This window comes from Saccharopolyspora cebuensis (assembly GCF_039542665.1).
Lineage (GTDB): Bacteria > Actinomycetota > Actinomycetes > Mycobacteriales > Pseudonocardiaceae > Saccharopolyspora > Saccharopolyspora cebuensis.
Genome location: NZ_BAABII010000006.1, coordinates 138018 through 161353 on the forward strand (window position 1 = coordinate 138018; position 23336 = coordinate 161353).

General features: G+C 74.7%; 22 protein-coding genes. 3 read left to right on the plus strand and 19 right to left on the minus strand.

Annotated features, from left to right (window positions below; genetic code table 11):
• Positions 1–27: 27 nt before the first annotated feature.
• Positions 28–951 carry an MBL fold metallo-hydrolase gene (locus tag ABD976_RS12265; protein ID WP_345362088.1) on the plus strand — a complete coding sequence of 308 codons (924 nt, stop codon included), beginning with the start codon at positions 28–30 and terminating at the stop codon, positions 949–951.
• Positions 952–985: 34 nt separating this feature from the next.
• Here ABD976_RS12265 and ABD976_RS12270 read toward each other — a convergent pair whose 3' ends face one another.
• From ABD976_RS12270 to ABD976_RS12350, 17 genes are all read right to left on the minus strand, one after another.
• Entirely contained in the window at positions 986–2065 is a 1080-nt protein-coding gene (locus tag ABD976_RS12270) for a glycoside hydrolase family 172 protein (protein ID WP_345362091.1), read from the minus strand.
• Between the two features lie 128 nt (positions 2066–2193).
• A complete protein-coding gene (locus tag ABD976_RS12275) occupies positions 2194–3216 on the minus strand; it encodes a beta/alpha barrel domain-containing protein (RefSeq protein ID WP_345362094.1) in 1023 nt (340 codons plus the stop codon).
• A gap of 224 nt (positions 3217–3440) precedes the next feature.
• On the minus strand, positions 3441–4202 hold the full coding sequence (locus ABD976_RS12280) for a nucleotidyltransferase domain-containing protein (RefSeq protein ID WP_345362548.1): 762 nt from the start codon (positions 4200–4202) through the stop codon (positions 3441–3443).
• Between the two features lie 17 nt (positions 4203–4219).
• Positions 4220–4672 (minus strand): PH domain-containing protein, encoded by a 453-nt coding sequence (locus ABD976_RS12285; protein WP_345362097.1) that lies wholly within the window; start codon positions 4670–4672, stop codon positions 4220–4222.
• Between the two features lie 9 nt (positions 4673–4681).
• Positions 4682–5161 (minus strand): 6,7-dimethyl-8-ribityllumazine synthase, encoded by a 480-nt coding sequence (gene ribH / locus ABD976_RS12290; RefSeq protein WP_345362100.1) that lies wholly within the window; start codon positions 5159–5161, stop codon positions 4682–4684.
• The gene (locus tag ABD976_RS12295; RefSeq protein WP_369774587.1) at positions 5158–6465 is read right to left on the minus strand and encodes a bifunctional 3,4-dihydroxy-2-butanone-4-phosphate synthase/GTP cyclohydrolase II; all 1308 of its coding nucleotides are present in this window, start codon (positions 6463–6465) and stop codon (positions 5158–5160) included. Before ABD976_RS12295 ends, ribH begins: the two co-directional genes overlap by 4 nt.
• Positions 6462–7106: a riboflavin synthase gene (locus ABD976_RS12300; RefSeq protein ID WP_345362103.1), complete on the minus strand. Its 645-nt coding sequence runs from the start codon at positions 7104–7106 to the stop codon at positions 6462–6464. Before ABD976_RS12300 ends, ABD976_RS12295 begins: the two co-directional genes overlap by 4 nt.
• A gap of 51 nt (positions 7107–7157) precedes the next feature.
• Positions 7158–8171: a bifunctional diaminohydroxyphosphoribosylaminopyrimidine deaminase/5-amino-6-(5-phosphoribosylamino)uracil reductase RibD gene (ribD, locus tag ABD976_RS12305; protein ID WP_369774596.1), complete on the minus strand. Its 1014-nt coding sequence runs from the start codon at positions 8169–8171 to the stop codon at positions 7158–7160.
• Between the two features lie 31 nt (positions 8172–8202).
• A complete protein-coding gene (gene rpe / locus ABD976_RS12310; protein ID WP_369774595.1) occupies positions 8203–8883 on the minus strand; it encodes a ribulose-phosphate 3-epimerase in 681 nt (226 codons plus the stop codon).
• A gap of 83 nt (positions 8884–8966) precedes the next feature.
• On the minus strand, positions 8967–10286 hold the full coding sequence (locus ABD976_RS12315) for an amino acid permease (protein ID WP_369774594.1): 1320 nt from the start codon (positions 10284–10286) through the stop codon (positions 8967–8969).
• A gap of 135 nt (positions 10287–10421) precedes the next feature.
• Positions 10422–10823, minus strand: a complete 402-nt coding sequence (locus ABD976_RS12320; protein ID WP_345362115.1) for an OsmC family protein — start codon at positions 10821–10823, stop codon at positions 10422–10424.
• On the minus strand, positions 10820–11278 hold the full coding sequence (locus tag ABD976_RS12325; protein WP_345362117.1) for a nucleoside deaminase: 459 nt from the start codon (positions 11276–11278) through the stop codon (positions 10820–10822). The genes ABD976_RS12320 and ABD976_RS12325 overlap by 4 nt, the downstream gene beginning before the upstream one ends.
• A gap of 402 nt (positions 11279–11680) precedes the next feature.
• Entirely contained in the window at positions 11681–13108 is a 1428-nt protein-coding gene (locus ABD976_RS12330) for an RsmB/NOP family class I SAM-dependent RNA methyltransferase (RefSeq protein WP_345362119.1), read from the minus strand.
• On the minus strand, positions 13105–14028 hold the full coding sequence (gene fmt / locus ABD976_RS12335) for a methionyl-tRNA formyltransferase (RefSeq protein WP_345362121.1): 924 nt from the start codon (positions 14026–14028) through the stop codon (positions 13105–13107). Before fmt ends, ABD976_RS12330 begins: the two co-directional genes overlap by 4 nt.
• A gap of 1 nt (position 14029) precedes the next feature.
• Positions 14030–14575: a peptide deformylase gene (gene def / locus ABD976_RS12340; protein ID WP_345362123.1), complete on the minus strand. Its 546-nt coding sequence runs from the start codon at positions 14573–14575 to the stop codon at positions 14030–14032.
• Positions 14576–14792: 217 nt separating this feature from the next.
• Positions 14793–16592 carry a gamma-glutamyltransferase gene (gene ggt / locus ABD976_RS12345; RefSeq protein WP_345362125.1) on the minus strand — a complete coding sequence of 600 codons (1800 nt, stop codon included), beginning with the start codon at positions 16590–16592 and terminating at the stop codon, positions 14793–14795.
• Positions 16593–16651: 59 nt separating this feature from the next.
• Entirely contained in the window at positions 16652–18229 is a 1578-nt protein-coding gene (locus tag ABD976_RS12350; protein ID WP_345362128.1) for a putative glycoside hydrolase, read from the minus strand.
• Positions 18230–18383: 154 nt separating this feature from the next.
• Here ABD976_RS12350 and ABD976_RS12355 point away from each other — a divergent pair, with 154 nt between their 5' ends.
• Positions 18384–19394 carry a polysaccharide deacetylase family protein gene (locus ABD976_RS12355; RefSeq protein WP_345362131.1) on the plus strand — a complete coding sequence of 337 codons (1011 nt, stop codon included), beginning with the start codon at positions 18384–18386 and terminating at the stop codon, positions 19392–19394.
• Positions 19395–19397: 3 nt separating this feature from the next.
• On the opposite strand, the gene ABD976_RS12360 is transcribed toward ABD976_RS12355, so the two are convergent.
• On the minus strand, positions 19398–21410 hold the full coding sequence (locus tag ABD976_RS12360) for a primosomal protein N' (protein WP_345362134.1): 2013 nt from the start codon (positions 21408–21410) through the stop codon (positions 19398–19400).
• A gap of 87 nt (positions 21411–21497) precedes the next feature.
• Between ABD976_RS12360 and ABD976_RS12365 the strand changes: the two genes are divergently transcribed.
• Positions 21498–21953 (plus strand): tRNA (cytidine(34)-2'-O)-methyltransferase, encoded by a 456-nt coding sequence (locus tag ABD976_RS12365; protein WP_345362137.1) that lies wholly within the window; start codon positions 21498–21500, stop codon positions 21951–21953.
• Positions 21954–22077: 124 nt separating this feature from the next.
• On the opposite strand, the gene metK is transcribed toward ABD976_RS12365, so the two are convergent.
• On the minus strand, positions 22078–23289 hold the full coding sequence (gene metK / locus ABD976_RS12370; protein WP_345362140.1) for a methionine adenosyltransferase: 1212 nt from the start codon (positions 23287–23289) through the stop codon (positions 22078–22080).
• Positions 23290–23336 lie beyond the last annotated feature (47 nt).

The window sequence follows — 23336 nt, forward strand, 5'->3', positions numbered from 1 at the left end:
GGGCGCGGACCTGGCATGATCGCGAGCATGACGCGAACGGGCGGTGCGCTGGTCGAGGTGGCCCCCGGGGTGCACGCCTGGGTGCAGCCCGACGGCTCCTGGTGGATCAACAACGCGGGCGCGGTGCTCGCCGAGGGCGGCGCGCTGCTCGTCGACACCTGCGCCACCGCGCGGCGCACCCGCGCGTTCCTCGACGCCGTCCACGCCGCCTCCGGCGGCACGCCCGTGCGCTGGGCGGTCAACACCCACCTGCACGGCGACCACACCCACGGCAACGCCCTGCTGCCCGCCGACGCGACGCTGATCGGGCACCGGGCCACCAGGGAGGGCATCCTCGCCGACACCCTGCTGGCCGACCCGCCGCCGGTGTGGGACCCGGTGCCGGAGTGGGGCATCACCGCGCACCGGGCGCCCGAGGTGGTGCTGCACGACCGGCTCGACCTGCACGTCGGCGCGCGGCGGGTGGAGCTGCGCCACCCCGGGCACGCCGCGCACACGGCCGGTGACGTGGTGGCCTGGCTGCCCGACGACGGGGTGCTGTTCACCGGCGACCTGGTGTTCCACCAGGTGACGCCGCTGCTGCTCATGGGGTCGGTGGCGGGCGCGGTGCGCTCGCTGGACTGGCTGGCCGGGTTCGGCGCGCGGGTGCTGGTCCCCGGGCACGGCCCGGTGGTGCCGGGCGAGCGGGTGCGCGCCGTCCTGGACGCGCACCGCCGCTACTACGACTTCGTGCTCGCCACCGGGGAGCACGCCCGGACGGCGGGGCTCACCCCGCTGGAGGCCGCGCGGCGCGCCGACCTCGGCGAGTTCGCGGACTGGCCGGACGCCGAACGCCTGGTGCTCAACCTGCACCGGGTGCGGGCCGACGCGACGGGCGAGCCGCTCGACCTGCCCGCCGCGCTGGCCGACGCGGTCACCTACCACGGCGGCCCGCTGCGCTGCGCGGTCTGACCCGGGCCGTCTGAGCCGCGGCCCGCCGACGCCGCTACAGCGGTCGCGGGAGGCGCTGCTCCACCGGGGCCAGCCCGAACGGCCGGGACGGCAGCTCCTGGTACCAGTAGGCGACCGAGGAGACGTCGTCGGAGCGCTTGTTGGCGTGCCCGTGCTCCAGCGTCACCTTGATCGACCGGTCGAAGACCACGGGGTCCTCGACGTGGAAGCGGTAGTAGGACACCTGGCCGCTCCAGTTCGGCCCGCCCGGCATCGTGATGCCGTGGTACGGCGCGTGGTAGACCTGCGTCGGGCACCAGGCGGTGTTGAAGTAGTCCTCGGTGCCCGTGCCGTGCAGGCGGGGCGGCCAGGGCTCACCGTCGATGACGATCATGTCGTCGCCCTCGCCGTACCAGTTCCACTGGTGGGTGTGCCGCAGGTTGTGCACGTTGAGCACCGACCCGACGTAGTGGCCGCGCCCCTCGGCCTCCAGCAGCACGTAGTTGCCCGCGCCGTCGGTGTTGTGCCCGCCGAAGAGGAACTCCTCGTTGGTCTGGTCGCCCTGTTCGACCCCGTCGGTGGGGTTCTGCCTGCGCCACTGGGCGTGGAAGTACCCCAGCTCCGGGTCGGCGTCCTGGTACTGCTCGTAGTCGACGTAGTAGTAGAAGGTGACCGGCTTGACGCCCATCTCGCTGATCAGCTCGATCCGGGCGCGGCCGGCGAAGGGCATGGCGAACCAGCAGTTGAAGCCCTTCCCGTCCTGCGGGCTCATCTGCAGCGGGGCGGAGGCGAAGTTGCCGGTGCGGGCGTGGCCCATGCCGAAGAAGTCGCCCAGCGGCACCAGCACGTTCGGGTGCGGCGAGTCGTCCCAGGTGATCTTCAGGACGAGCCGGCGCAGGTAGTCGCCCTCCAGCTCGACGGGCCGACCCACGTGGTCCAGCGCGACGGTGCACCAGATGTGAGTGATGGCGCCGGGGCCGGTGAGGTCGGCGAGCAGCCTGGTCTGGCCCGGCTCGATCCGCAGGTTGTCGGTGTTGCCCCCGCTCCGGTCCCAGCTCGACGCCCGACCGCGCCGCGCCCTCCGCAGCCGGGGCAGGTCGCGCAGACTGCTCCCGAACGTCCCGTATCCGGACATCCCGACCTCCCGTGCTCGTCTCCCGGTGTGTCCCCGATCACCAGCGTATGGGATCTTTCCGGGGCGCAGGCGGAATTCCGCTCCCGCGAGGTGCGGTCACCGCGGCGGCGCGGGGAGTCGTGCGGGGGTCAGCGGGACGGCGGCTGGTACCGCTCGATCCGGCGCAGCAGGGCCCGGATCCGCGCGGCGTGCAGCGGCGACAGCGCGTAGCCCGGGTAGCTGGCGAACCAGCTCGCGCTGCCCAGGCTCACCGCGTCGGCCCCCGCCCAGAAGTACTCGCGGCAGTCGTCGAACGAGCGGATGCCGCCGGTGGCGATCACCGGCAGCGTCACGCCCGCGTCCCGCAGCTCCTTGACCACGCGCAGCCCGATCGGCTTGATCGCGCGCCCGGACAACCCGCCGAAACCGTTGCGCAGCAGCGGGGTGCCGGTGTTCGGGTCGAGCCGCAGGCCCTTCACCGTGTTGATCGCGGTCAGCGCCGAGACCCCGTGGCGGGCGGCCAGCCGGGCGTGCCCCAGGTAGTCGTAGTCCGGGGAGAGCTTGAGGATCACCGGGTGCGCGCTGCGCGGCACCGCCTCGGCCAGCACCTCCTCGATGATCGCGTTGAAGTCGAAGTTCACGTTGTGGCAGGAGACGTTGAACTCGACCGCGGCGATCTCGCCCGCGGGGACCGCCTCGTTGATCTTGTCGACCAGCGTCACGAACTCCTCGGCGGAGAACCCGCCGACCGAGATGATGGTGTTCTGGCCCCGGGTGCGCGGGTAGTAGTCGCGCAGGTAGGCGTCGATGCCGACGTTGCACCAGCCGAAGGCGTTCAGCCAGCCGCCGTCGACCTGCCGCAGCGCCTGCCCGTAGCGCTGGAGCAGCGCGGGCAGCTCGCGCAGCGGCCACACGTCGCGGGTGGTGAAGTGCCCTTCGCGCGGCTCGACGGTCACGGTGCGGGTGGTCACGGCGCCGAAGCGTTCGAGCGGGACGAACCGGGAGATCGGGCTCATGCCGTAGGGCACCAGCTTGGCGTTGGCCACGCCGTAGCCGAGCAGGCTCGACGAGGTCACCAGGCGGTTGCGCAACCGGATGTCGCCGAGCCGCACGCCGGGTCCGTCGGTCACGTCCCGCACCAGCCGAAGGTTGCGCTCCTGGGCCACGCTCACGATCTCCTCCACCCCTTCCCGACGACCCCTCCCGGACGACGTCGGGGTCGCAGCCCCATTGTCCCCCACCCACCGCCGCCCACCCGCCGGGGTGCGCGACCGGAACTCCCACACCCCATCACTCGCTTCAACCAGCACTGACGGAGTGAGGGGCACCCTTGCCCAAGTTACTCGGACAAGGGTGCCCCTCACTCACTTCACGTCCGGGTGATGGGCGTGGTGGATCAGGTGGCGGCGGTGACCTCGGCGGCGAGCGCGTCGCGGAGGCGGTCGACCCCGGCGACCAGGACCTCCGGGGCGGCCGACCACGCCGCCACTTCGGCGTCGACCCACCGGAGCCCGGCGGCCGACAGCAGCCGCTTGTCGTTGGTCGCCCAGGTGCCGCGCGCCGCGAGCACCGCGTGCGCCGCCTGGCAGGCCGCCTGGGACGCCGCTCCCACCGTCTCGACCAGCCGTCCCGCCGCGGCGTGGTTGTCCCGGGCGTAGGCCAGCCCGAGCTCGGCCTGACCCCACCACACCGGTGGCGCGGCGGCGCGCAGCGCGGGCGGGTACTCCGGGGTGGGCAGGTCGCCGCGCAGCACCCGGCTCAGGGCCAGCTCCGCGACCACCAGGTAGCCGGGGATGCCCGCGAGGTGGAAGGCCAGCGGCTCCCAGCCGAAGCGGCCCCGCCGGGCCTCGGCGAGCTGGTGCTCCACCACGTCGAGGTCCCGGTAGTGCACGTCGACCTTCCGGCCGTCGATGGTCACCCAGGCGCCGCCGTTGAACACCCCGCCGCCCCAGTCGCCGAGCCCGGACACCTCGCCCGGCCAGCCGAGGGCGCGCAGGTCGTCGGGGTCGAAGCGGTCCCGGTAGTACAGCGCGAAGTCCCAGTCGCTGTCCGCGCGGTGCGTGCCCTGCGCGCGCGAGCCGCCCAGCGCCACCGCCCGCACGCCGGGCAGGGCGGCGAGCCGGTCCGCCACGTGGTCCTGGAAGACGTCGTCGCGCATCGGTCCGGGCATGGCGATCAGCCGTCGGCGGGCAGGGTGCGGCGCAGGTCGCGCAGCGCGCGCATGGCGGCGACGGCGTGCTCGCCGTCGGAGGCCTGGATCGCCATCACCGGCACGTACTCGTCCTCGGGGAGCTCGACCCGCGCCCACGGCGCGCCGTTGGGGAAGCTCACCGCCTCCACCAGCGCCCACGAGTAGCGGTGGGTGCCGATGATGTTGCGGATCTCCACCCCGTCGGCATCGGCCCGCAGCCGGGGGCGGGTCAGCAGCAGCACGCCCGCCGCGAGCAGCACCCCGAGCAGCCCCATCGCGATCTGGTCGGAGACCCGGAACACCACGCCGGTGGGGGTGCTGCGCAGCAGCGTCCCCACCGCCGCGAACACCACCACGAGCAGCACCGCGATCGGGATCGCGATCCGCCGCACCTTGCGCGGCCGGACCTCGACCGTCGTCACCGCCTGCGCACCCATCGCCGTCCTCTACTCGTCGCCGCGAAGCCCGCGCAGCACCAGCGCCGTCTCCAGCGCGGCGGCGGTGGCCTCGAACCCCTTGTCCTCGATCGACTCCTCGAACCCGGCGCGCGCTTCGGCCTGTTCGAGGGTGTCGCAGGTCAGCACGCCGTTGCCGACCGCGGTCGACTCGTCCAGCGCGACCCGCGTGAGGCCCTGGGTGACCGAGTCGCAGACGTAGTCGAAGTGCGGCGTCCCGCCCCGGATGACCACGCCGAGCGCCACCACCGCATCGTACCGGCGGGCGAGCTGCTGGCAGACCACCGGGAGTTCCACCGAGCCGGGCACCCGGACCACGGCGGGCTCACCGACCCCCGCTTCCTTGGCGGCGACCACGGCGCGGTCGAGCATCCGGCCGACCAGCCGGTCGTGCCAGCGGATCGCCGCGATGCCCACGGTGAGCCCGGCCGCCGCCGGGACCTCGGTGCGCGGCCGTCCTTCGGTGCTCATGACGCAGTCATCCCCCCGCTGAGCGAGGAGTCCTCGCCGTCGTCGAGTCCGTCCAGCAGATGTCCCATCCGGTCCCGCTTGGTGCGCAGGTAGTGGATGTTCTCCGGGTTGGGCCGGATCGGCAGCGGCACCCGGCCCACGATGCGCAGGCCGTAGCCCTCCAGCCCGACCCGCTTGGCCGGGTTGTTGGTCAGCAGCCGCACCGACCGCACGCCGAGGTCGCAGAGGATCTGCGCGCCTTGGCCGTAGTCGCGGCCGTCCACCGGCATCCCGAGCGCGGTGTTGGCGTCCACCGTGTCCGCCCCGGCGTCCTGGAGCTGGTAGGCCTGCAACTTGTGCAGCAGGCCGATGCCCCGGCCCTCGTGCCCGCGCATGTAGAGCACCACGCCGCGGCCCACCTCGGCGATCTTGGCCAGCGCCGCGTCGAGCTGCGGACCGCAATCGCAGCGCAGCGAGCCGAGCACGTCCCCGGTCAGGCACTCGGAGTGCACCCGGACCAGGATGTCCTCGCCGTCGCCGATGTCGCCGTAGACCAGCGCCAGGTGCTCGATTCCGTCCAGCGTGCTGTCGTAGCCGAAGGTGCGGAAGGTGCCGTGCACGGTGGGGATGCGCGCCTCGGCGACCCGCTCCACCTGCTGCTCGAAGCGCCGCCGGTAGGCGATCAGGTCGGCGATGGTGATCAGCGCCAGCTCGTGCTCCTCGGCGAAGACCTCCAGCTCGTCGCGGCGGGCCATGTCCCCCGGCGACTTCTGGCTGACGACCTCGCACAGCGCCCCGGCCGGGCTCAGGCCCGCGAGCCGGGCCAGGTCCACGGCGGCCTCGGTGTGCCCCGGGCGGCGCAGCACCCCGCCTTCCCGGGCCCGCAGCGGCACCACGTGGCCGGGGCGGGTGAGGTCGGCCGGGGTGGCGTCCGGGTCGGCGAGCACCTGGAGGGTCGCGGCCCGGTCGGCGGCCGAGATGCCGGTGCTCACGCCCTCGGCGGCGTCCACCGTCACCGTGTAGGCGGTGCCCTTGCGGTCCTGGTTGCGGTGGTACATCGGCGGCAGGTCGAGCCGGTCGCAGTCCGCGCCGGTCATGCCGACGCAGAGGTAGCCCGAGGTGTAGCGCACCATGAACGCCACCAGCTCGGGGGTGGCCTTCTCCGCGGCGAAGATCAGATCGCCTTCGTTCTCGCGGTCCTCGTCGTCGACGACGACCACCGCACGTCCGGCCTCGATGTCGGCCAGTGCCCGTTCGATGTCGTCGAACCTGTTGCTCACCGTGCTCGCACCCTTGCGCTCGGGGTTCACCTGGTCCGGGTTCACCGCGCCTCCCTGACGCCGCCATTGTCCCCCGGAAGTGCCTGGGCACCACGGCCGCGGGCGGCCAGGTGCGGCCCGGCGAGCCGTTCCAGGTGCTTGGCCAGCACGTCCACCTCGATGTTGACCTCGTCACCCGGAGCGCGGCGGCCCAGCGTGGTGAGCTCCGCGGTGGTCGGGATGAGCGCCACGGTGAACTCCCGCCGCCCCGCGTCGACCACGGTCAGCGACACCCCGTCGACGGTGATCGAGCCCTTCTCCACCAGGTAGCGGGAGAGCTCCTCGGGCAGCTCGAACCGGGTCAGCCCGTCCCGCTCGCCGCGCAGCACGGCGGTGCCGTCCACGTGGCCCTGCACGATGTGGCCGCCGAGCCGGTCGCCCAGCGCCATCGCCCGCTCCAGGTTGACCCGGTCGCCCTCGGCCAGGGAACGCAGCGCGGAGCGGCGCAGCGTCTCGGCGACCACGTCGACGGTGAACTCGCCGTCGCCGCTGCGCACCACGGTCAGGCACACCCCGTTGACCGCGATCGAATCACCGTGCCGGACGTCGCTGGTCACCAGCGGTCCGGACACGGTCAGCCGCGCGCCGTCGTCCAGCGGTCCGACCGCGACGACGGTCCCGAGTTCCTCGACGATCCCGGTGAACACCTTGCCTCCCTGCTGCCGCGCACCGCGGCCGTTCTGCCACCCCGCTCGGGGCTACCGCGCCGGGCGGGCGTCGACGGGCCCGGGAACGGCGCTGATCCGCACGTCCGGCCCGCTCATCGTGATCCCTTCCACGTCCCAGCGCCACGCCCCGGAGATGCTCGCCACGCCCGCGGGCCCCAGCGCCGCCGGGCCGGCCCCGAGCAGCACCGGGGCGACGTAGGCCAGCACCCGGTCCACGCACCCGGCCGCGACGAACGCCCCGGCCAACCGGGGGCCGCCCTCCAGGAGCACGTCCACCACGTCGCGCTCGGCGAGCGCGGCCAGCACCGCCGCCGGATCGCCGCCGGGCAGCAGCAGCGTCGGCGCCGCGTCGTCGAGCACCCGCGCCCCGGCGGGCACCGGCCGGTCGCCGACGACCACCCGCAGCGGTTGCCGGGGCAGCGCCTCGCCGTCCGGGCCGCGCGCGGTGAGCCGGGGATCGTCGGCGAGCACGGTACCCGTCCCGGCGATGACGGCGTCGGCGGCGGCCCGGATGCGGTGCACCTCGGCGCGGGACTCCGGTCCGGAGATCCACCGGCTGCTGCCGTCGGCCGCCGCGGCGCGGCCGTCGAGGCTCGCCGCGTACTTCCAGGTGACGTGCGGGCGACCGGAGCGCTGGCGGTGCAGCCAGGCGCGCAGCGGCCCGGCCGCGACCTCCCCGGCGAGCAGCCCGCCCGCGACGTCGAGCCCGGCGGCGCGCAGCAGCGCACCACCGCCGCCCGCCGCCGCCCCGGGATCGGCCACCGCGTACCGGACGCGGGCGATCCCGGCGGCGCGCAGCGCGTCGGTGCACGGCGGGGTGCGCCCGGTGTGCGCGCACGGCTCCAGGGTCACCACCGCGGTGCCGCCCGCGGCCCGGCTGCCGGCCTCGCCCAGCGCCACCACCTCGGCGTGCGGACCGCCCGGCGGCCGGGTGGCGCCCACCCCGGCGACGGCACCGGCGGCGTCCAGCACGACGCAGCCCACCGGCGGGTTGGGGCTGGTGCTGCCGCGCACCCGTTCCGCCGCCTCGACGGCGATCCGCATCGCGCGCCGCTCGGCCTCGGTGCTCACCGGGTCACTGCCGGGCGTGGGCGAAGCCCGGCGCCGCCTTGTCCCGCAGCGCCTCCAGCGCCGCGGCCGGGTCGTCGGCGCCGTAGATCGCCGAACCGGCCACGAAGCAGTCCACCCCGGCTTCGGCGGCCTGCTCGATGGTGTCGGCGTTGATGCCGCCGTCGATCTCCACCAGCAGGTTCAGGTGGCCGGTGTCGACCAGGTCGCGGGCCTTGCGGACCTTGTCCAGCACCTCGGTGATGAACTTCTGCCCGCCGAAACCGGGCTCCACCGACATCACCAGCAGCGTGTCGTAGTGCTTGAGCACGTCCAGGTAGGACTCCAGCGGCGTGCCGGGCTTGATCGACAGCCCCGCCTTGGCGCCCGCCGCGCGCAGGTCCTTGGCGAGGGCGATCGGGTCCTGCGCCGCCTCGACGTGCACCGTGACGTTGTGCGCCCCCGCCTCGGCGTAGCCGGTCGCCCAGCGGTCCGGATCCTCGATCATCAGGTGGCAGTCCACCGGGATCTCGGTCGCCTTGAGCAGCGACTCCACCACCGGCAGGCCCAGCGTCAGGTTCGGCACGAAGTGGGCGTCCATCACGTCCACGTGCAGCCAGTCGGCACCGCGGCCCGGACCGCCGCCCACGGCGGTCATCTCGTCGGCGAGGCGGGCGAAGTCGGCGGAGAGGATGGAAGGCGCGATCATCGGCTGGTTCGACACATGCGGGAGTGTAGATCCCGCCCCCGGCCGCACCCGCGCACCGGTCCCGCGCCGCCGCGGCCGGCGCCTCAGCGCACCCGCCGGCGGCGTTCCACCAGGTAGTAGGCCACCACGAGCAGCAGCACGAACGGCACCCCGGCCTGCCAGGCGATGCTGAACTGCGCGGTGAACGGCGTGGTCAGCAGCACCGCCGCGACGAACAGCAGCGCCAGGACGGTGGTGACCGGCGCCCCGCGCAGCCGCACCGGCGACGGCGGCAGCCCCTCGGCGACCCGCCGCCTGCGGAACACCAGGTGGCTGGCGAAGATCAGGATCCACACCACCAGCGCGCCGAACAGCGCCAGCCCGAGCAGCAGCGGGAACGCCGAGTCCGCGGCGAACACCGACAGCGACGCGGCCAGCACCAGCCCGGCCGCCGAGAGCAGCAGCGCCCGGCGCGGCACCCCGTTGCGGCTGACGGTGGCGAACCACTTCGGGGCGTAGCCGTCCGCGGCCAGCGAGTGCGTCATCCGCGCGGTGAGGTAGAGGTTGGTGTTCATCGCCGACAGCGCCGCGGTGAGCACCACGAAGTTCATGATCCCGGCGGCGGCCGGGATGCCCACCATGCCGAACATCGTGACGAAGGGGCTCTCGGTCACCGACTCCGAGGTCGACACCTGGTGCCACGGCACGATGGAGACCACGACCAGCATCCCGAGCACGTAGAACAGGCCGAGCCGCAGCACCATCGAGCGGGCCGCCCGCGGCACGTCGCGGGCCGGGTCGCGCGACTCGGCCGCGGTCATCGAAACCGCCTCGGTGCCCAGGTAGGAGAAGGTCACCACGGTCAGCGCCAGCCACACCGCGCCGATCCCGTTGGGCAGGAAGCCGTCGTGCTCGGTCAGCGGCGCCAGCCCCGCGGGTTCCTGGCCGGGCAGCCCGAAGACGATGTAGACCACGCCGAGCACCACGAACACCACGATGGTGACGACCTTGATCATGGCGAACCAGTACTCGAACTCGCCGAAGAACCGCACCGCCGCCAGGTTCACCGCCAGCATCAGCACCGAGAAGGCGACCACCGGCAACCACAGCGGGAGCTGCGGGTACCAGAACTGCACGTAGAGCCCGGCCGCGATGACCTCGCTGCCGATGTTGACCACCTGCGCGGCCCAGTAGATCCAGCGCGAGACGAAACCGGGCAACCGGCCCAGGTAGCGCTGGATGAGGGCGCCGAAACCACCGGGCTCCGGACGCACCGCCACCATCTCGGCGAGCGCGTAGGCCAGGGCGAGCGCGGCGAAGGCGGCCACCGCGTAGGCGATGATCACCGCCGGTCCGGCGATCGAGATGGCCAGCCCGGACCCGAGGAACAGCCCGGTGCCGATCGCGCCGCCGATCGCGATCATGCCGACCTGCCTGCCGCTGAGGTCGCGGCGCAACCCGGTCGGCTGCGTGGTCTCCTGCTCCACTGTCGTCCTCCCGTCCCGCGCGCCGGAGCGCCGACACGCCCGGAGCACTGTACGGCGCGGCGCGCCGCGGGGTCAGCGCGGGAGTTCGAGGCGGATCGGCGTGCCCTCCGCCACCGAGCGGCTCACCGTGCAGTAGCGCTCGATCGCCCGTTCCACCGCGGCGAGCAAGCGCTCGTCGAGCACGCCGTCGAACTCCGCCCGCACGGTGACTTCGGCGAACCGGTGCGGGTCGTCCGGGGGCTTGTCGCGGTCGGCGGTGAAGGTGATCGCGGCGTCCTCGCCGAGCCGCCGCACCAGCAGGTTCTCCCCGGTCAGCGCGGAGCAGCCGGCGATCGCGGCGAGCAGCAGCTCACCGGGGGTGAAGGTGTCCGGCGCGCCGTCGGGCCCGATCTCCACCCGCCCGCCGCGCCCGTTGGTGGCGGTGAACCGGTGGTCCCCGGTGCGGGTGACCTCGACCGGCGTCGGCTCGCTCATCGCGCCTCCCCGATGTCCTCGTACCAGAGCCGGGGGTGCTCGGCGACGAACCCGGCCATCAGCTCCGCGCAGGCGTCGTCGTCGAGCAGCACCACCTCGACCCCGTGCTCGGCGAGCCAGTCGTGGCCGCCGTGGAAGGTGCGGGCCTCGCCGATGACCAGCCGCCCGATGCCGAACTGGCGGACCAGCCCGCTGCAGTACCAGCACGGCGAGAGCGTGGTGACCATCGTGGTGCCCGAGTAGTCGCGCTGGCGCCCGGCCGCGCGGAACGCCGCCGTCTCGCCGTGCACCGACGGATCGCCGTCCTGCACCCGGCGGTTGCGCCCGCGGCCGAGCACCCGGCCGTCGGCGCCGATCAGGGCCGCGCCGATCGGGATGCCGCCCTCGGCCAGGCCCTGCCGGGCCTCCGCCGCGGCGACCTCCAGCCAGGCGCGGTACTCGGGTGCTGCGGACACGGCCACCTCCTCCGGAACACCCCGCAGCCTAGCCACCCCTCCCCGCGGAACCCACCCCCGCGCGGCGCCCCGGGGCGCGGAACCGCAGCGACCCACCCGCACCACCGGCGCTCACCCGGAAGGGTGCTGAGTGAGGGGCACCCTTGCCCCAGTTAGGGGTCTTTTCAGAATGCGGCGGAGCCGCATGCGGTGAGGCACGCAACCGGCACCGCCGCGGGTTCTCAGCGGTCTTCTCGCGAGGACAGCGCCGACGCCGTGTACGTGCTTGGTACATCAGGAGGCGATCCCGCAGCGAGGGGACCGCTGAGGTTCCGCCACCCGCACCGCCACGCAGACCATTGGCGAAAGCGGTCCTTACTTGGACGTGGGTGCCCCTCACCTACCGACGATCACCCGGGCATGTCAGGCGGCTCGGAGGAGGGCGCAGTACATCGCGTCGGTGCCGTGCAGGTGCGGCCAGAGCTGCACCCCGGGGCCGTCGCCGAGGTGGGGGACGTCCGGGAAGTGCGGCCGGGCGTCGAGCTGGGTGGCTCCGGAGCGGCGCACCACGTCGGAGACCACGCCCTCGGTTTCGGCGAGGTGCGGCGAGCAGACCACGTAGCCGACGACGCCACCGGGGCGGGCCAGCGACACCGCGGCGAGCAGCAGCTCGCGCTGGAGCTTGCCGAGGTCGCCGACGTCGTCGGGGCTGCGGCGCCAGCGCGCCTCCGGGCGGCGGCGCAGCGCGCCGAGCCCGGTGCACGGCGCGTCCACCAGCACCCGGTCGTAGCCGGGTTCCAGGCCGGGGTCGCGGCCGTCGGCGACGTGGACCCGCACCGACAGGTCGCGGGTGATCCCGCGCACCAGCTCGGCCCGGTGCGGCGCCTGCTCCACCGCGTCGAGGACGCCGCCGTCGAGGGTGACCAGGGCGCCGAGCAGGTTCGCCTTGCCACCGGGCCCCGCGCACAGGTCCAGCCAGCGCAGGTCGGAGCCCGCCACGTCCGGCCGGGTCACCGCGAGCGCGGCCAGCTGGCTGCCCTCGTCCTGCACGGCGGCGAAGCCCTCCCGCACCGGCTCCAGATCACCGGGATCACCGGCGCCCGCCTCCAGGTGCACGCCGTAGGGCGAGTACGGCGCCGGGTCGCCACCGGTGATCGCCGCCAGCTCGTCGGCGCTGATCTCGCCGGGGCGCGCCACCAGGTGCACCGCCGGGCGGGCGTCGTCGGCGGCCAGCGCCGCGGCCAGCTCGTCGCCGGTCGAGCCGAGCGCATCGGCGAACGCCTGGGCGATCCAGCGCGGGTGCGAGTGGCGCAGCGCCAGGTGCCCCACCGGATCGGCGGCGGGATCGGGGGCCAGCTCGGCGATCCAGCCCGCCTCGTCGCGCTCGCCGACCCGGCGCAGCACCGCGTTGACGAACCCGGCGGGCCGCGATCCCGCCTCCGCGCGGACCATGTCCACCGTGGACGCCACGGCGGCGTGCGACGGAATCCTGGTGCGCAGCAACTGGTACGCGCCGAGCCGCAGCGCGTCCAGCAGCGTCGGCTCCACATCGGACAGCGGGCGGTTGCTGCACGCGGCGAGGATCTCGTCGAGCAGGCCGGCGGCGCGCGAGGTGCCGTAGGTCAGCTCGGTGGCCAGCGCGGCGTCCCGGCCGGTGACCTTGCGCTGGCCGAGGAGCTGCGGCAGCGCCAGGTTGGCGTAGGCGTCCCGCTCCCGCACCGCTCGCAGCACGTCCAGCGCGACCTGCCGCGCGGGGTCGACCTCCGCCGGCGGCCGGGCCGGGGAGTCCTTGCGCTTCGGCGGGCGCGATCCGTTCGGTCGCGACGGGCGCCTGCGCCGATGATCGTTCACTTGAGCCGTTCCCCTTCGTCGATCCGGGTGCCGCGCGCCCAGTCCGGCGCCGCCATCCGCTTCTTGCCCGCCGCCTGCACCTCGCCCAGCGCGACCGCCGAGGTCGCCGTGCCGACCAGCACCCGGCGCCGCTCGATCCGGATCTCCCCCGGTTCGAGGCCGGTCTCGCCGGTCACCGCCACCGGACCGAGCTTGAACCGCTCGCCCCGGAACTCCGCCCACGCCCCCGGGTCGGGGGTGACCGAGCGGATCAGCCGGTCGACCGCGACCGCCGGGGCGGTGAAGTCGACGCGGGCGTCGTCGACGGTGACCTTCGGCGCGTAGCTGATGCCCTCGGCGGGCTGCTCCGCGCCGCGCACGGTGCCCTCCGCCAGGCCGTCCAGGGTCGCCAGCAGCAGCCCGGCGCCGGATTCCGCGAGCCGGCCCAGCAGCTCACCCGCGGTGTCGGCGGGCCGGATCTCCTCGGTGACCACCCCGTAGACCGGACCGGCGTCGAGCTCGCGCACCAGCCGGAACGCGCTGGCCCCGGTGATCTCGTCGCCGTGCCGGATCGCGGCCTGCACCGGGGCCGCGCCGCGCCACGCGGGCAGCACCGAGAAGTGCAGGTTGACCCAGCCGAGCCGGGGCACGGCCAGCGCCTCCTCGCGCAGCAGCGCGCCGTAGGCCACCACCGGGCAGCAGTCCGGGGCGATCTCGCGCAGCCGCGCCAAGAAGTCCGGGGCGGAGGCGCGGGCCGGGGTGAGCACCTCGATGCCGTGCTCGTCGGCCAGCGCGCCCACCGGGGAGCGCAGCACCTTGCGCCCCCGCCCGGCGGCGGCGTCCGGCCGGGTCACCACGGCGGCGACCTCGTGCTCGGAGTCGATCAGGGCGCGCAGCGACGGCACCGCGGCGGCCGGGGTGCCCGCGAAGACCAAGCGCATCTCAACGCCTCCCGAACAGCGGGTGCGGGCTTTCCTTGATCACCGGGGCGGCGCCGTCGAACCACGCCGACCCGCGGATCTCGCGCAGGGCGGCCTTGCGGGTCTCGTCGTCGAGCCGGTCCACGAACAGCACGCCGTCGAGGTGGTCGGTCTCGTGCTGGATGCAGCGGGCCAGCAGGTCGGTGCCCTCGACCTCGATCGGATCGCCGTGCATGTTCCACCCGCGCGCCACCACGTGCCGGGCGCGGCGGCAGTCCCAGGACAGGCCGGGGATGGACAGGCACCCCTCGGGGCCGAACTGCTCCTCGTCGCCGACGACCGAGAACTCGGGGTTCACCAGATGACCGGCGAACCCGTCGCAGTGGTAGGTGAACACGCGCAGGCCGACGCCGAGCTGGGGCGCGGCGATCCCGGCACCGCCCTGGGACTCCATCGTGTCCCAGAGGTCCTGGACCAGGGTGCGCAGCTCCTTGTCGAAGTCGACCACCTCGTCCGCGCGGGTGCGCAGCACGGGGTCGCCGAAGAGTCTGATCGGCTGGACGGTCACGCGGGCTCCTGTCGACGACGGGCTCCTGGACGACCCGACGAGTCTAGTCGCCCGCACCGGCCGCCCCGACAACCGCGCACGCCGGGGCCCGCCCGGAGACCCACATCACCCGGAAGGGCCAGGAGTGAGGGGCACCCTGTACCACGTGACGCGGTACAGGGTGCCCCTCACCTGACGACGATCACCCGGCCGGGCCGGGTCGGGTCACCGGGTCGGGTCATCTCGTCGGGTAGGGGACCGCCGCGGCTCCGCCGCCTCGGCGGTCGGGTTCGGCCGCGGCGGCCCACCGGCCGTCGGGCAGCCGCTCCACCCCGGTCGCCGCGCCGATCTCCGCGGTCCGCTCGAAGCGGTGGCCCAGCGCGGTGAGCTCGGCGGTCGCCGGGTCGGCCAGCAGGGCCGGTTCCGCGTCGGTCGTGGCGGTGTTGCGCTGGGACGCCCGGGGCTCGGCGATCGCCTCGGCCAGCGTCCGGTCGCGGTCGAGGCGAGCGGTGAGCACCTGGAGCACGGTGGTGATGATGGTCGACCCGCCGGGGCTGCCCACGGCCAGCAGCGGTTCGCCGTCGCGGAGCACGATCGTCGGGCTCATCGAGCTGCGCGGGCGCTTGCCCGGCCCCGGCAGGTTCGGGTCCGGCACGCCCGGGGTGACCGGGGTGAAGCTGAAGTCGGTCAGCTCGTTGTTGAGCAGGAAACCGCGGCCGGGCACCACGATCCCGCTGCCGCCGGTCTGCTCGATGGTCAGCGTGTAGGAGACCACGTTGCCGTACCGGTCGGCGGTGGTCAGGTGCGTGGTGTTGGGACCCTCGTGCGGTTCCGCGGTGGGCGCGGTGCCCGCCCGGCAGTCCTGCGGGTCGCGCGGATCGCCGGGCGCCACCGGGGTCGGCAGCACCGCGTCCGGGCGGATCAGGCAGGCCCGCATGTCGGCGAACCGCTGGCCGAGCAGCTCCTCGGTCGGCACCTCGCTGAACTCCGGGTCGCCGACCCACCGGTTGCGGTCGGCGAACCCGATCTTGCTCGCCTCCAGGAACCGGTGCAGGTACTCCGCCCGGTCCACCGACCCGAGGTCGGTGCCCTCCAGGACGTTGAGGGCCTCGCCCACCGTGGTGCCGCCGGAGCTGGCCGGCGGCATCCCGTACACGTCCAGCCCGCGGTAGTCCACGTGCGTGGGCGCGCGCTCCTCGACCCGGTAGTCGCGCAGGTCCGCGGCGGTCATCGCGCCGGGCCGGACCTCGCGGTCGGCGGCCGGGTCCACCGGCGGCTCGGTGACCGCCGCGACGACGTCCTCGGCGATCGGTCCCCGGTGCAGCGCGTCGACGCCGCGCCGGGCCAGCGCCCGGTAGGTGTCGGCCAGGTCCGGGTTGCGCAGCACGGTGCCGACCTCGGGCGGTTTCCCGCCGGGCAGGAACAGCTCGCGGGTGGCGGGGAAGTCGCGGAACCGCTCCTGGTTCTGCTCGGTCTGCGCGCGGAAGGTCTCGTCGACCGCGAAACCCCTGCGGGCCAGGCGTTCGGCCGGGTGCAGCACCCGCGCCAGGTCCATCCGGCCCCACCGGTCCAGGGCCGCCTGCCAGGTGCGCGCCGTGCCGGGCACGCCGACGCCGAGCCCGCTGGTGACCGCCTCGTCGAACGGGATCGGCTCGCCGCCGTCCAGGAACAGGTCCTGCCGGGTCGCCGCCGGGGCGGTCTCCCGGCCGTCGAGGGTGGCGACCTCGCCGGTCCGGGCGTCGTAGTGCACGAAGTACCCGCCGCCTCCGATGCCCGCGGAGTACGGCTCGGTCACCCCCAGCGCCGCCGCGACGGCGACCGCCGCGTCGGTCGCGGTGCCACCGCGCCGCAGCACGTCGATGCCGATCGCGGTGGCGTGGGGGTCGACGCTGGACACCGCGCCGCCGTGGCCGACGGCCGAGGCGCGCTTGGGCGGCGCCGGGGGCGAAGCGTGCGCGACCGGGGCGACCAGCGCGGAGCACAGCAGCGCGCCCAGGATCGCGGCACCGGCCCGCGCCGGGGCGGAACGTGCGGTCATCCCCACCTCCCACATCGGTGACGGCGCACACTCTGCCGAGCGCGCGCCGCGACCACAAGTCAGCCGCCCGGGACCAGCGCCTCCCCGGTGTAGCGGCAGTTCGCCGCCCACAGCAGGAACGACGGCATCCCGGCGTCGCGCGCCGCGTCGACCTGGGCGGCGACCTCCGCCGGGCCGTACTCCCGGCCGAGGCTGAAGTCCTGCAACCACGGGATGATCTGCACGTCGGTGCCGCGCACCGCTTCGGCGAACCCGGCGAGGGAGCGCCGGACGATGTCGTAGGGCTGGGCGTCGGGATCGGCCACGCCGAACTCCCCGGGCCCCCAGTGCGACGGGTAGACCATCGGCGCGATGTAGTCGACGTAGCGCGCCATCGCCGGGATGTCCTGGGCGATCTGGGTCGGCCGGTCCACCGCGATGCCGAACACCGACGCGCCGAGCAGCGCGCCCCGGGACCGCACCTCGGTCTGGGTCTGCCGCAGGAACTCGACGATCCCGGCCTCCGGCGTGGTGGTCAGGCCCGGGAAGCGCATCCGGTCCAGGTCGCCGTCGGGCCGCCGCACGTAGTCGTAGAGCACGTCGTCGAACCCGAGCTCGGCGGCCTCCGCGGCGAGGTCGACGTTGTACTGCCGCACCACCGGATCGGCGAAGTTGGTGAACGCGAAGGCGCCGTAGCCGCCCGAGGTCCACGGCCGCCCGTCGGCGGTCTGCACGACCCGCTCGGGATGCCCGCCGCGCCACGACGCCTCGGCCAGCACCGGGTCCTTGAACGCCACCAGCCTGCCGACCACCCGCACGCCCATCGCGTGCAGCTCGTCGATGGCCCGCCGCGCGTCGTAGTAGCCCTTGTCGGCGCCGAGCCGCTCGGCCATCGGCACCGCCGAGTCGTAGGCGACCTCGCCGCTCTCGTCCTTGATGTCCAGTTCCACGGTGTCGATCCGGCCCTGCCGGGCCATCTCCAGCACCGGTTCGCGCAACGTCGCGCTGGACCAGGCCATGCCGGTCATGTGCACCGCGCGCATCCCCGGGTGTCTGGTGTGGACGGTCAGGGTGCGTTCGGCGCGGTTGCCCGCCGCGTCGGTGGCGAGCACCCGCACCTCGCGGTCCGGGTTCGGCACCACCGCGGCGAAGCCGCCGCTCCGGTCCGGGGCCACCGCGGCGCCGGCGACGGCGACCTCGGTGGCGCCCTCGACGCGACCGGTCACCGTCACCGGTTCGCCCGGCGCCTCCGGGCGCAGCGAGTCCTCGACGTGCAGCGCGGGCGGCGTGCCGTCGACGGTGAACTCGCGCTCCACGGTGCCGGACCCGAGCAACCCGGGCACCCGCACCGACACCCGGTGCGTCCCGTCGGGCAGCGGACCCGGGCGCAGCGCGAGCTCCGGACCTTCGCGCACAACCTCGACCGCGCGCCCGTCGAGCAGCACCCGGGCGTCGGCGGCGTCGTCCCCGGCGCGGACCGTGATCGCCCCGCCGCTCACCGCCGCGGGCGGCAGCGGGCGCCCCGGGACGCCGCGCACTTCGACGTCCGAAGTGGACAGCCATCGCAGCAGCAGGAATCCCAGCAACACCACCAAGACCACGCCCGCGCCGATCAGCAGCGCCCGCGGAACATGCCGTCGACCCGTGGTTCCCGTCACCGTTCCCGCCTCCCCGACGTCGGGCGAATTCGGCCGCAAAATGGGCACTTCGGACGGCAGCACCGACCGAACTCCCACTGTCGCAGGCCGATCCGGGCGGATCAACCGGGTGGAGCATTCCCACTCCCAGCGCGGGCGCCTACCGTGGACGCCGATGCGCCCAGCAGCAGCGACCGTCCCGCTGGCCTTGGTCACCGCCCTGGTCCTGTCCTGTTCCGCGGCTCCCGGGACCGTCGCGCCACCGCCCGCTCCGCCGCCCGCCGCCCCACCGCCGGCACCCGCACCGCCGACGCCGGAATCGGTGCGCGCCAACGAACTCGGCGACGTCCCGGTCCTGATGTACCACCGGATCACGCCCGAACCGGCCAGCGCGTACGACCGGACGCCCGCGGACTTCCGCGCCGAACTGGAACGGCTGGCCGCCGAGGGCTACGTCCCGGTGACCGCCACCGAGTACGCCACCGGGCGGATCGACATCCCGGCGGGCCGCCATCCCGTCGTGCTCACCTTCGACGACGGCTCCCCCACCCAGTTCGCCGTCGACGCCGCCGGGAACCCGGTGCCGGGCACGGCGATCGCCGTGCTGCGCGAGGTCGCCGCCGCCCACCCGGGCTTCCGCCCCGTCGCCACCTGCTACGTCGTCGACCCGCCGTTCGGCGAACCGGGCGGTGGGCGCACCCTGCGCGCGCTGCACGAGCTCGGCGTCGAGATCGGCAACCACACCGCCGGGCACCCGAACCTGGGCCGGCTCGGGGCCGCCGAGGTGCGGTCGGAGATCGCCGGGATGCAGCGGATCATCGCCGACGCGGTGCCGGGGCTGGCCGTCCGGTCGCTGGCCCTGCCGCTCGGTGCGCGCCCGGACGATCCGGCGCTGGCCGTGGCGGGCGCGGCCGCGGGCACCGCGTACCGGCACGACAGCGTCATGCTCGTCGGCTCGAACCCCGCTCCGTCGCCGTGGGCGGCCGACTTCGACCCGGCCGCGGTGCCGCGCATCCGCTCGCAGGGACCGACCGGCCCGGAAGCCGAGTTCGGCTCGACGGCGTGGCTGGACGCGCTGGCCGCCGATCCAGCCCGCCGCTACACCTCCGACGGCGACCCCGACCGGATCTCGGCACCCGCCGACGCCGCCGAACCCGCCCCCGATGTCGAGGTGCACCGGTACTGAACGTCACAGCATCTCCAGCGGGTCCAGGCGCACCTGCAGCTCCGCCGCCTTCCGGGCGGCGCGGACCGCCTGGGCGTCGTGCAGCGACCGGGCCAGGGCGCGGCCCTCCCCGCGGTCGACCCGGACCAGGAGCCGTTCCCGCTCGGTGGCACCGTCCTCGTCCGGTTCGCCCAGCGGCACCGGCCCCAGCACCTCCGCCGAGGCGGGCAGGTCGGCGACGTCGAGCAGCGACTCGATGGCCTCCGGGGTGCCGTCGACCGCGGCGACCCGCCGCGCGGGCGGGAATCCCAGCTCCGCGCGTTCGGCCAGTTCCAGGCCCGCGAACCAGCCCGGGTCCCAGCGGATCAGCGCCTGCACCGGCTGCAACTCCGAATCGGCCATGACGATCACCCGACCGCCCTCCCGGGCCGGGCGCACCAGCGCGGCGGCGGTGAACCACAACCGCAGCGCCGCCTCGGCCGCCCGCAGCTCCGGCCGGGCCAGCAGGGTCCGCCCGTCGAGCAGCAGCGCCGCGCCGTAGCCGCCCTCGGCGACCGGTTCGGCCCCCGGCGTCGCCACGATCAGCGCCGGCCGGGCGGGCACCGAGGACAGCACCTCACCGGCACCGGAGGTCCGCACCGGCACGCCGCTGAACGCCCGGCCGAGCTCCTCGGCGGTGCGGCCGTGGCCGACGGCGACCGCGCGCAACCGCCGCGATCCGCAGGACGGGCAGCGGAACGCCGCCTCCGCCGCACCGCACCACCGGCACGCCGCCGGGCGGGGACCGTCGCCGTCGGTCCCGCCGGGCAGCGCCAGCGGTCCCGCGCAGCGGCGGCACCGGGCCTGTTCCCGGCAGTCCCCGCAGGCCAGCGCGGGCACGTAGCCGCGCCGGGGGACCTGCACCAGCACCGGGGCGTCCGCCCCCAGGGCACCGCGCGCCGCCTCGAAGGCCATCGACGGCAACCGGGCCGCGCGGGCCGCCTCGTCCCGCGCGAGCTGCCAGTCCTCCCCGATCGCGGTCACCCGGGGCGCGGCCCCGCGCACCACCTCCCGGTCGGCGACCACCTCGTGCGCCCAGCCCGACTCCACCAGCAGCGCGGCCTCCGCGGTCCGGGCGAAACCGCCGACGACCAGGGCGGCCCCGGCGGCGTGCACGCGCTGGACGAGCACGTCGCGGGTGTGCGGGAACGGGGTCTGCGGGTAGCTGTGCAGATCGTCGCCGTCGTCCCAGACGACCGCCAGCCCGAGCGCGGGCACCGGCGCGAACATCGCCGCCCGGGTGCCGATGACCACCCGGGTGCCGCCGCGCAGGGCGGTCAGCCAGCGGCGGTAGCGCTCCCCGGGGGCGAGCTCACCGGCCAGCGCCACCACCCCGTCGGCGCCGAGCAGGTCCGCGCACGCGTCGTGCAGGCGGCGCAGGTCGCGGTGATCGGGCACGACCAGCAGCGCGCCCCGGCCCGCCGCCGCCGTGGTGGCCGCGAGCTCGGCCAACCGGCGCGGCCAGTCCTCACCGGGCAGCGCCTGCCACACCGCGCGGGCGGACCGGCCCTCGTGCACGGCGTCGAGGAACGACGCGCCGTGCCGGTACCGCGACCACTCGCCCACCGGGCGCGGCGGCGGGGGCCCCGGCTCGGTCGCGACGGACTTCTCCGCCTTCGCCACGCGCGGCGGCACCACCAGCCGGACCACGTCGGCGAGCATCCCGCCGTAGCGGGCGGCGACCGCCCGCGCCAGCGCGAGCAGGTCCGGGGTGAGCACCGGTTCGGCCGAGGGCACCCGTTCGAGCCAGGACAGCGCCCCGGCGAAGTCCGAGGTCTCGCGGCGTTCGAGCAGGAAGCCGTCCACCAGCTTGCCCCGGAACCGGACCCGGACCCGGCAGCCGGGCACCGCGTCGGCGTCCAGCCGGTCGGGCACCAGGTAGTCGAACGGGCGGTCCAGGTGCACCGGCAGCGGCACGTCGACCAGCACGCGGGCCACCGGCAGGCGCTGCGCCGAAGTCCGCTCCTGGGGCGGGGTCCGCCCCCGTGCCGCTGCCATGGCCCCTTCTCTACCAGAATCCGCCGACCGCCCCGCGCGCACGCGCCCCGAGGCCCCCGGTGCGACCGCGCTGTGACAGGATTCCGGGTGTTTCACGTCGTCTTCTACCGCCCCGAGATCCCCGGCAACACCGGCAACGCGATCCGGATGGCGGCCGGTTCCGGTTGCGCGCTGCACTTGGTCGAACCGCTGGGCTTCTCCGTGGAGGACGCCAAGCTGCGCCGCGCCGGGCTCGACTACCACGACCTCGCCGCGCTGCACGTCCACCCGGACGTCGAGTCGGCGTGGCGGGCCATCCGCCCGGAGCGGATCTTCGCCTTCACCGCCCGCGCCGAGCGCTCCTACGAGTCGGTGCAGTACCGGGCCGGGGACGTGCTGCTGTTCGGTCCCGAATCGGTGGGCCTGCCCGAGGAGCTGATCGAGGCCGCGACCGAGCCGGTGCGCATCCCGATGCGCGCCGGGATCCGCTCGATGAACCTGGCCAACTCCGCCGCCGTCGCGGTCTACGAGGCCTGGCGGCAGATCGGCTTCGCCACGGCCTGAGCCCTCCGGAGCCACCGGCAGGACCGCGTCCGCCGTCACCCGTTCGGGACGTGAGTGAGGGGCACCCTTGTCCGAGTTACTTGGGCAAGGGTGCCCCTCACCTGGTTCCAGCCGGCGTCGGGCCTCAGGCGCCTGCGATCGTCTTGAGGGCCTCGGCTCGGTCGGTGCGCTCCCACGGCAGGTCCACGTCGGCGCGGCCGAAGTGGCCGTAGGCCGCGGTCGGCGCGTAGATCGGCCGCAGCAGGTCCAGATCGCGGATGATGGCCGCCGGGCGCAGGTCGAAGACCTCGTTGATCGCCGCCTGGATCTTCACCGGGTCCACGTTCTCGGTCCCGAAGGTCTCCACGAACAGGCCCACCGGAGCCGCCTTGCCGATCGCGTACGCGACCTGCACCTCGATCCGGCCCGCCAGCCCCGCGGCCACCGCGTTCTTGGCCACCCAGCGCATCGCGTACGCCGCCGACCGGTCCACCTTCGACGGGTCCTTGCCGGAGAAGGCGCCACCACCGTGCCGCGCCATCCCGCCGTAGGTGTCCACGATGATCTTCCGCCCCGTCAGACCCGCGTCACCCATCGGGCCCCCGACCACGAACCGGCCGGTCGGGTTCACCAGCGTGCGCACCCCGCCGGTGTCCAGGTCGAGCTCGCCGACCTCGGGGTCGATCACGTGCTGCCGGATGTCGTTGGCGAGCACGGCGTCGAGGTCGACGTCGGCCGCGTGCTGGGTGGACAGCACCACGGTGTCCAGCCGCACCGGCTGGTCACCGGCGTACTCGATGGTCACCTGGGTCTTGCCGTCCGGGCGCAGGTACGGCAGCTCGCCGTCCTTGCGGACCCGGGTCAGCCGCCGCGACAGGCGGTGCGCCAGCGCGATCGGCAGCGGCATGAACTCCGGCGTGTCGTCGCAGGCGTAGCCGAACATGAGGCCCTGGTCACCGGCGCCCTGCGAGGCGATCTCGTCGATCACGCCCTCGACCCGCGACTCGTGCGCGGTGTCCACGCCCTGCGCGATGTCCGGCGACTGCGACCCGATCGCGACGTTGACGCCGCAGGAGTTGCCGTCGAAGCCCTTCGCCGAGGAGTCGTAGCCGATCTCCAGGATCTTCTCCCGGACGATCGTCGGGATGTCGGCGTAGGCGTCGGTGGTCACCTCACCGGCCACGTGCACCTGACCGGTGGTCACCAGCGTCTCCACCGCCACGCGGGAGCGCGGGTCCTGGGCGAGCAGCGCGTCCAGGATCGAGTCGCTGATCGCGTCGCAGATCTTGTCCGGATGCCCTTCGGTCACCGACTCGCTGGTGAACAACCTGCGACCGGTGCGCGGATCCTGGCTCACGGCTCTCCCTGAGGTGTACGGCGGCAAGTGCGTGCGGCCATCCGGAC

What these genes read in the sequence shown, in the direction of transcription:
- ABD976_RS12315 (WP_369774594.1), bottom strand. Translation starts at nt 10,286, where the DNA reads ATGATCGCGATCGGCGGCGCGATCGGCACCGGGCTGTTCCTCGGGTCC.
- ggt (WP_345362125.1), bottom strand. Translation starts at nt 16,592, where the DNA reads ATGACCGCACGTTCCGCCCCGGCGCGGGCCGGTGCCGCGATCCTGGGC.
- ribH (WP_345362100.1), bottom strand. Translation starts at nt 5,161, where the DNA reads ATGAGCACCGAAGGACGGCCGCGCACCGAGGTCCCGGCGGCGGCCGGG.
- fmt (WP_345362121.1), bottom strand. Translation starts at nt 14,028, where the DNA reads ATGCGCTTGGTCTTCGCGGGCACCCCGGCCGCCGCGGTGCCGTCGCTG.
- ABD976_RS12285 (WP_345362097.1), bottom strand. Translation starts at nt 4,672, where the DNA reads ATGGGTGCGCAGGCGGTGACGACGGTCGAGGTCCGGCCGCGCAAGGTG.
- ABD976_RS12265 (WP_345362088.1), top strand. Translation starts at nt 28, where the DNA reads ATGACGCGAACGGGCGGTGCGCTGGTCGAGGTGGCCCCCGGGGTGCAC.
- ABD976_RS12360 (WP_345362134.1), bottom strand. Translation starts at nt 21,410, where the DNA reads ATGGCAGCGGCACGGGGGCGGACCCCGCCCCAGGAGCGGACTTCGGCG.
- ABD976_RS12270 (WP_345362091.1), bottom strand. Translation starts at nt 2,065, where the DNA reads ATGTCCGGATACGGGACGTTCGGGAGCAGTCTGCGCGACCTGCCCCGG.
- ABD976_RS12355 (WP_345362131.1), top strand. Translation starts at nt 18,384, where the DNA reads ATGCGCCCAGCAGCAGCGACCGTCCCGCTGGCCTTGGTCACCGCCCTG.
- ABD976_RS12320 (WP_345362115.1), bottom strand. Translation starts at nt 10,823, where the DNA reads ATGAGCGAGCCGACGCCGGTCGAGGTCACCCGCACCGGGGACCACCGG.
- ABD976_RS12280 (WP_345362548.1), bottom strand. Translation starts at nt 4,202, where the DNA reads ATGCGCGACGACGTCTTCCAGGACCACGTGGCGGACCGGCTCGCCGCC.
- rpe (WP_369774595.1), bottom strand. Translation starts at nt 8,883, where the DNA reads ATGATCGCGCCTTCCATCCTCTCCGCCGACTTCGCCCGCCTCGCCGAC.
- ribD (WP_369774596.1), bottom strand. Translation starts at nt 8,171, where the DNA reads ATGCGGATCGCCGTCGAGGCGGCGGAACGGGTGCGCGGCAGCACCAGC.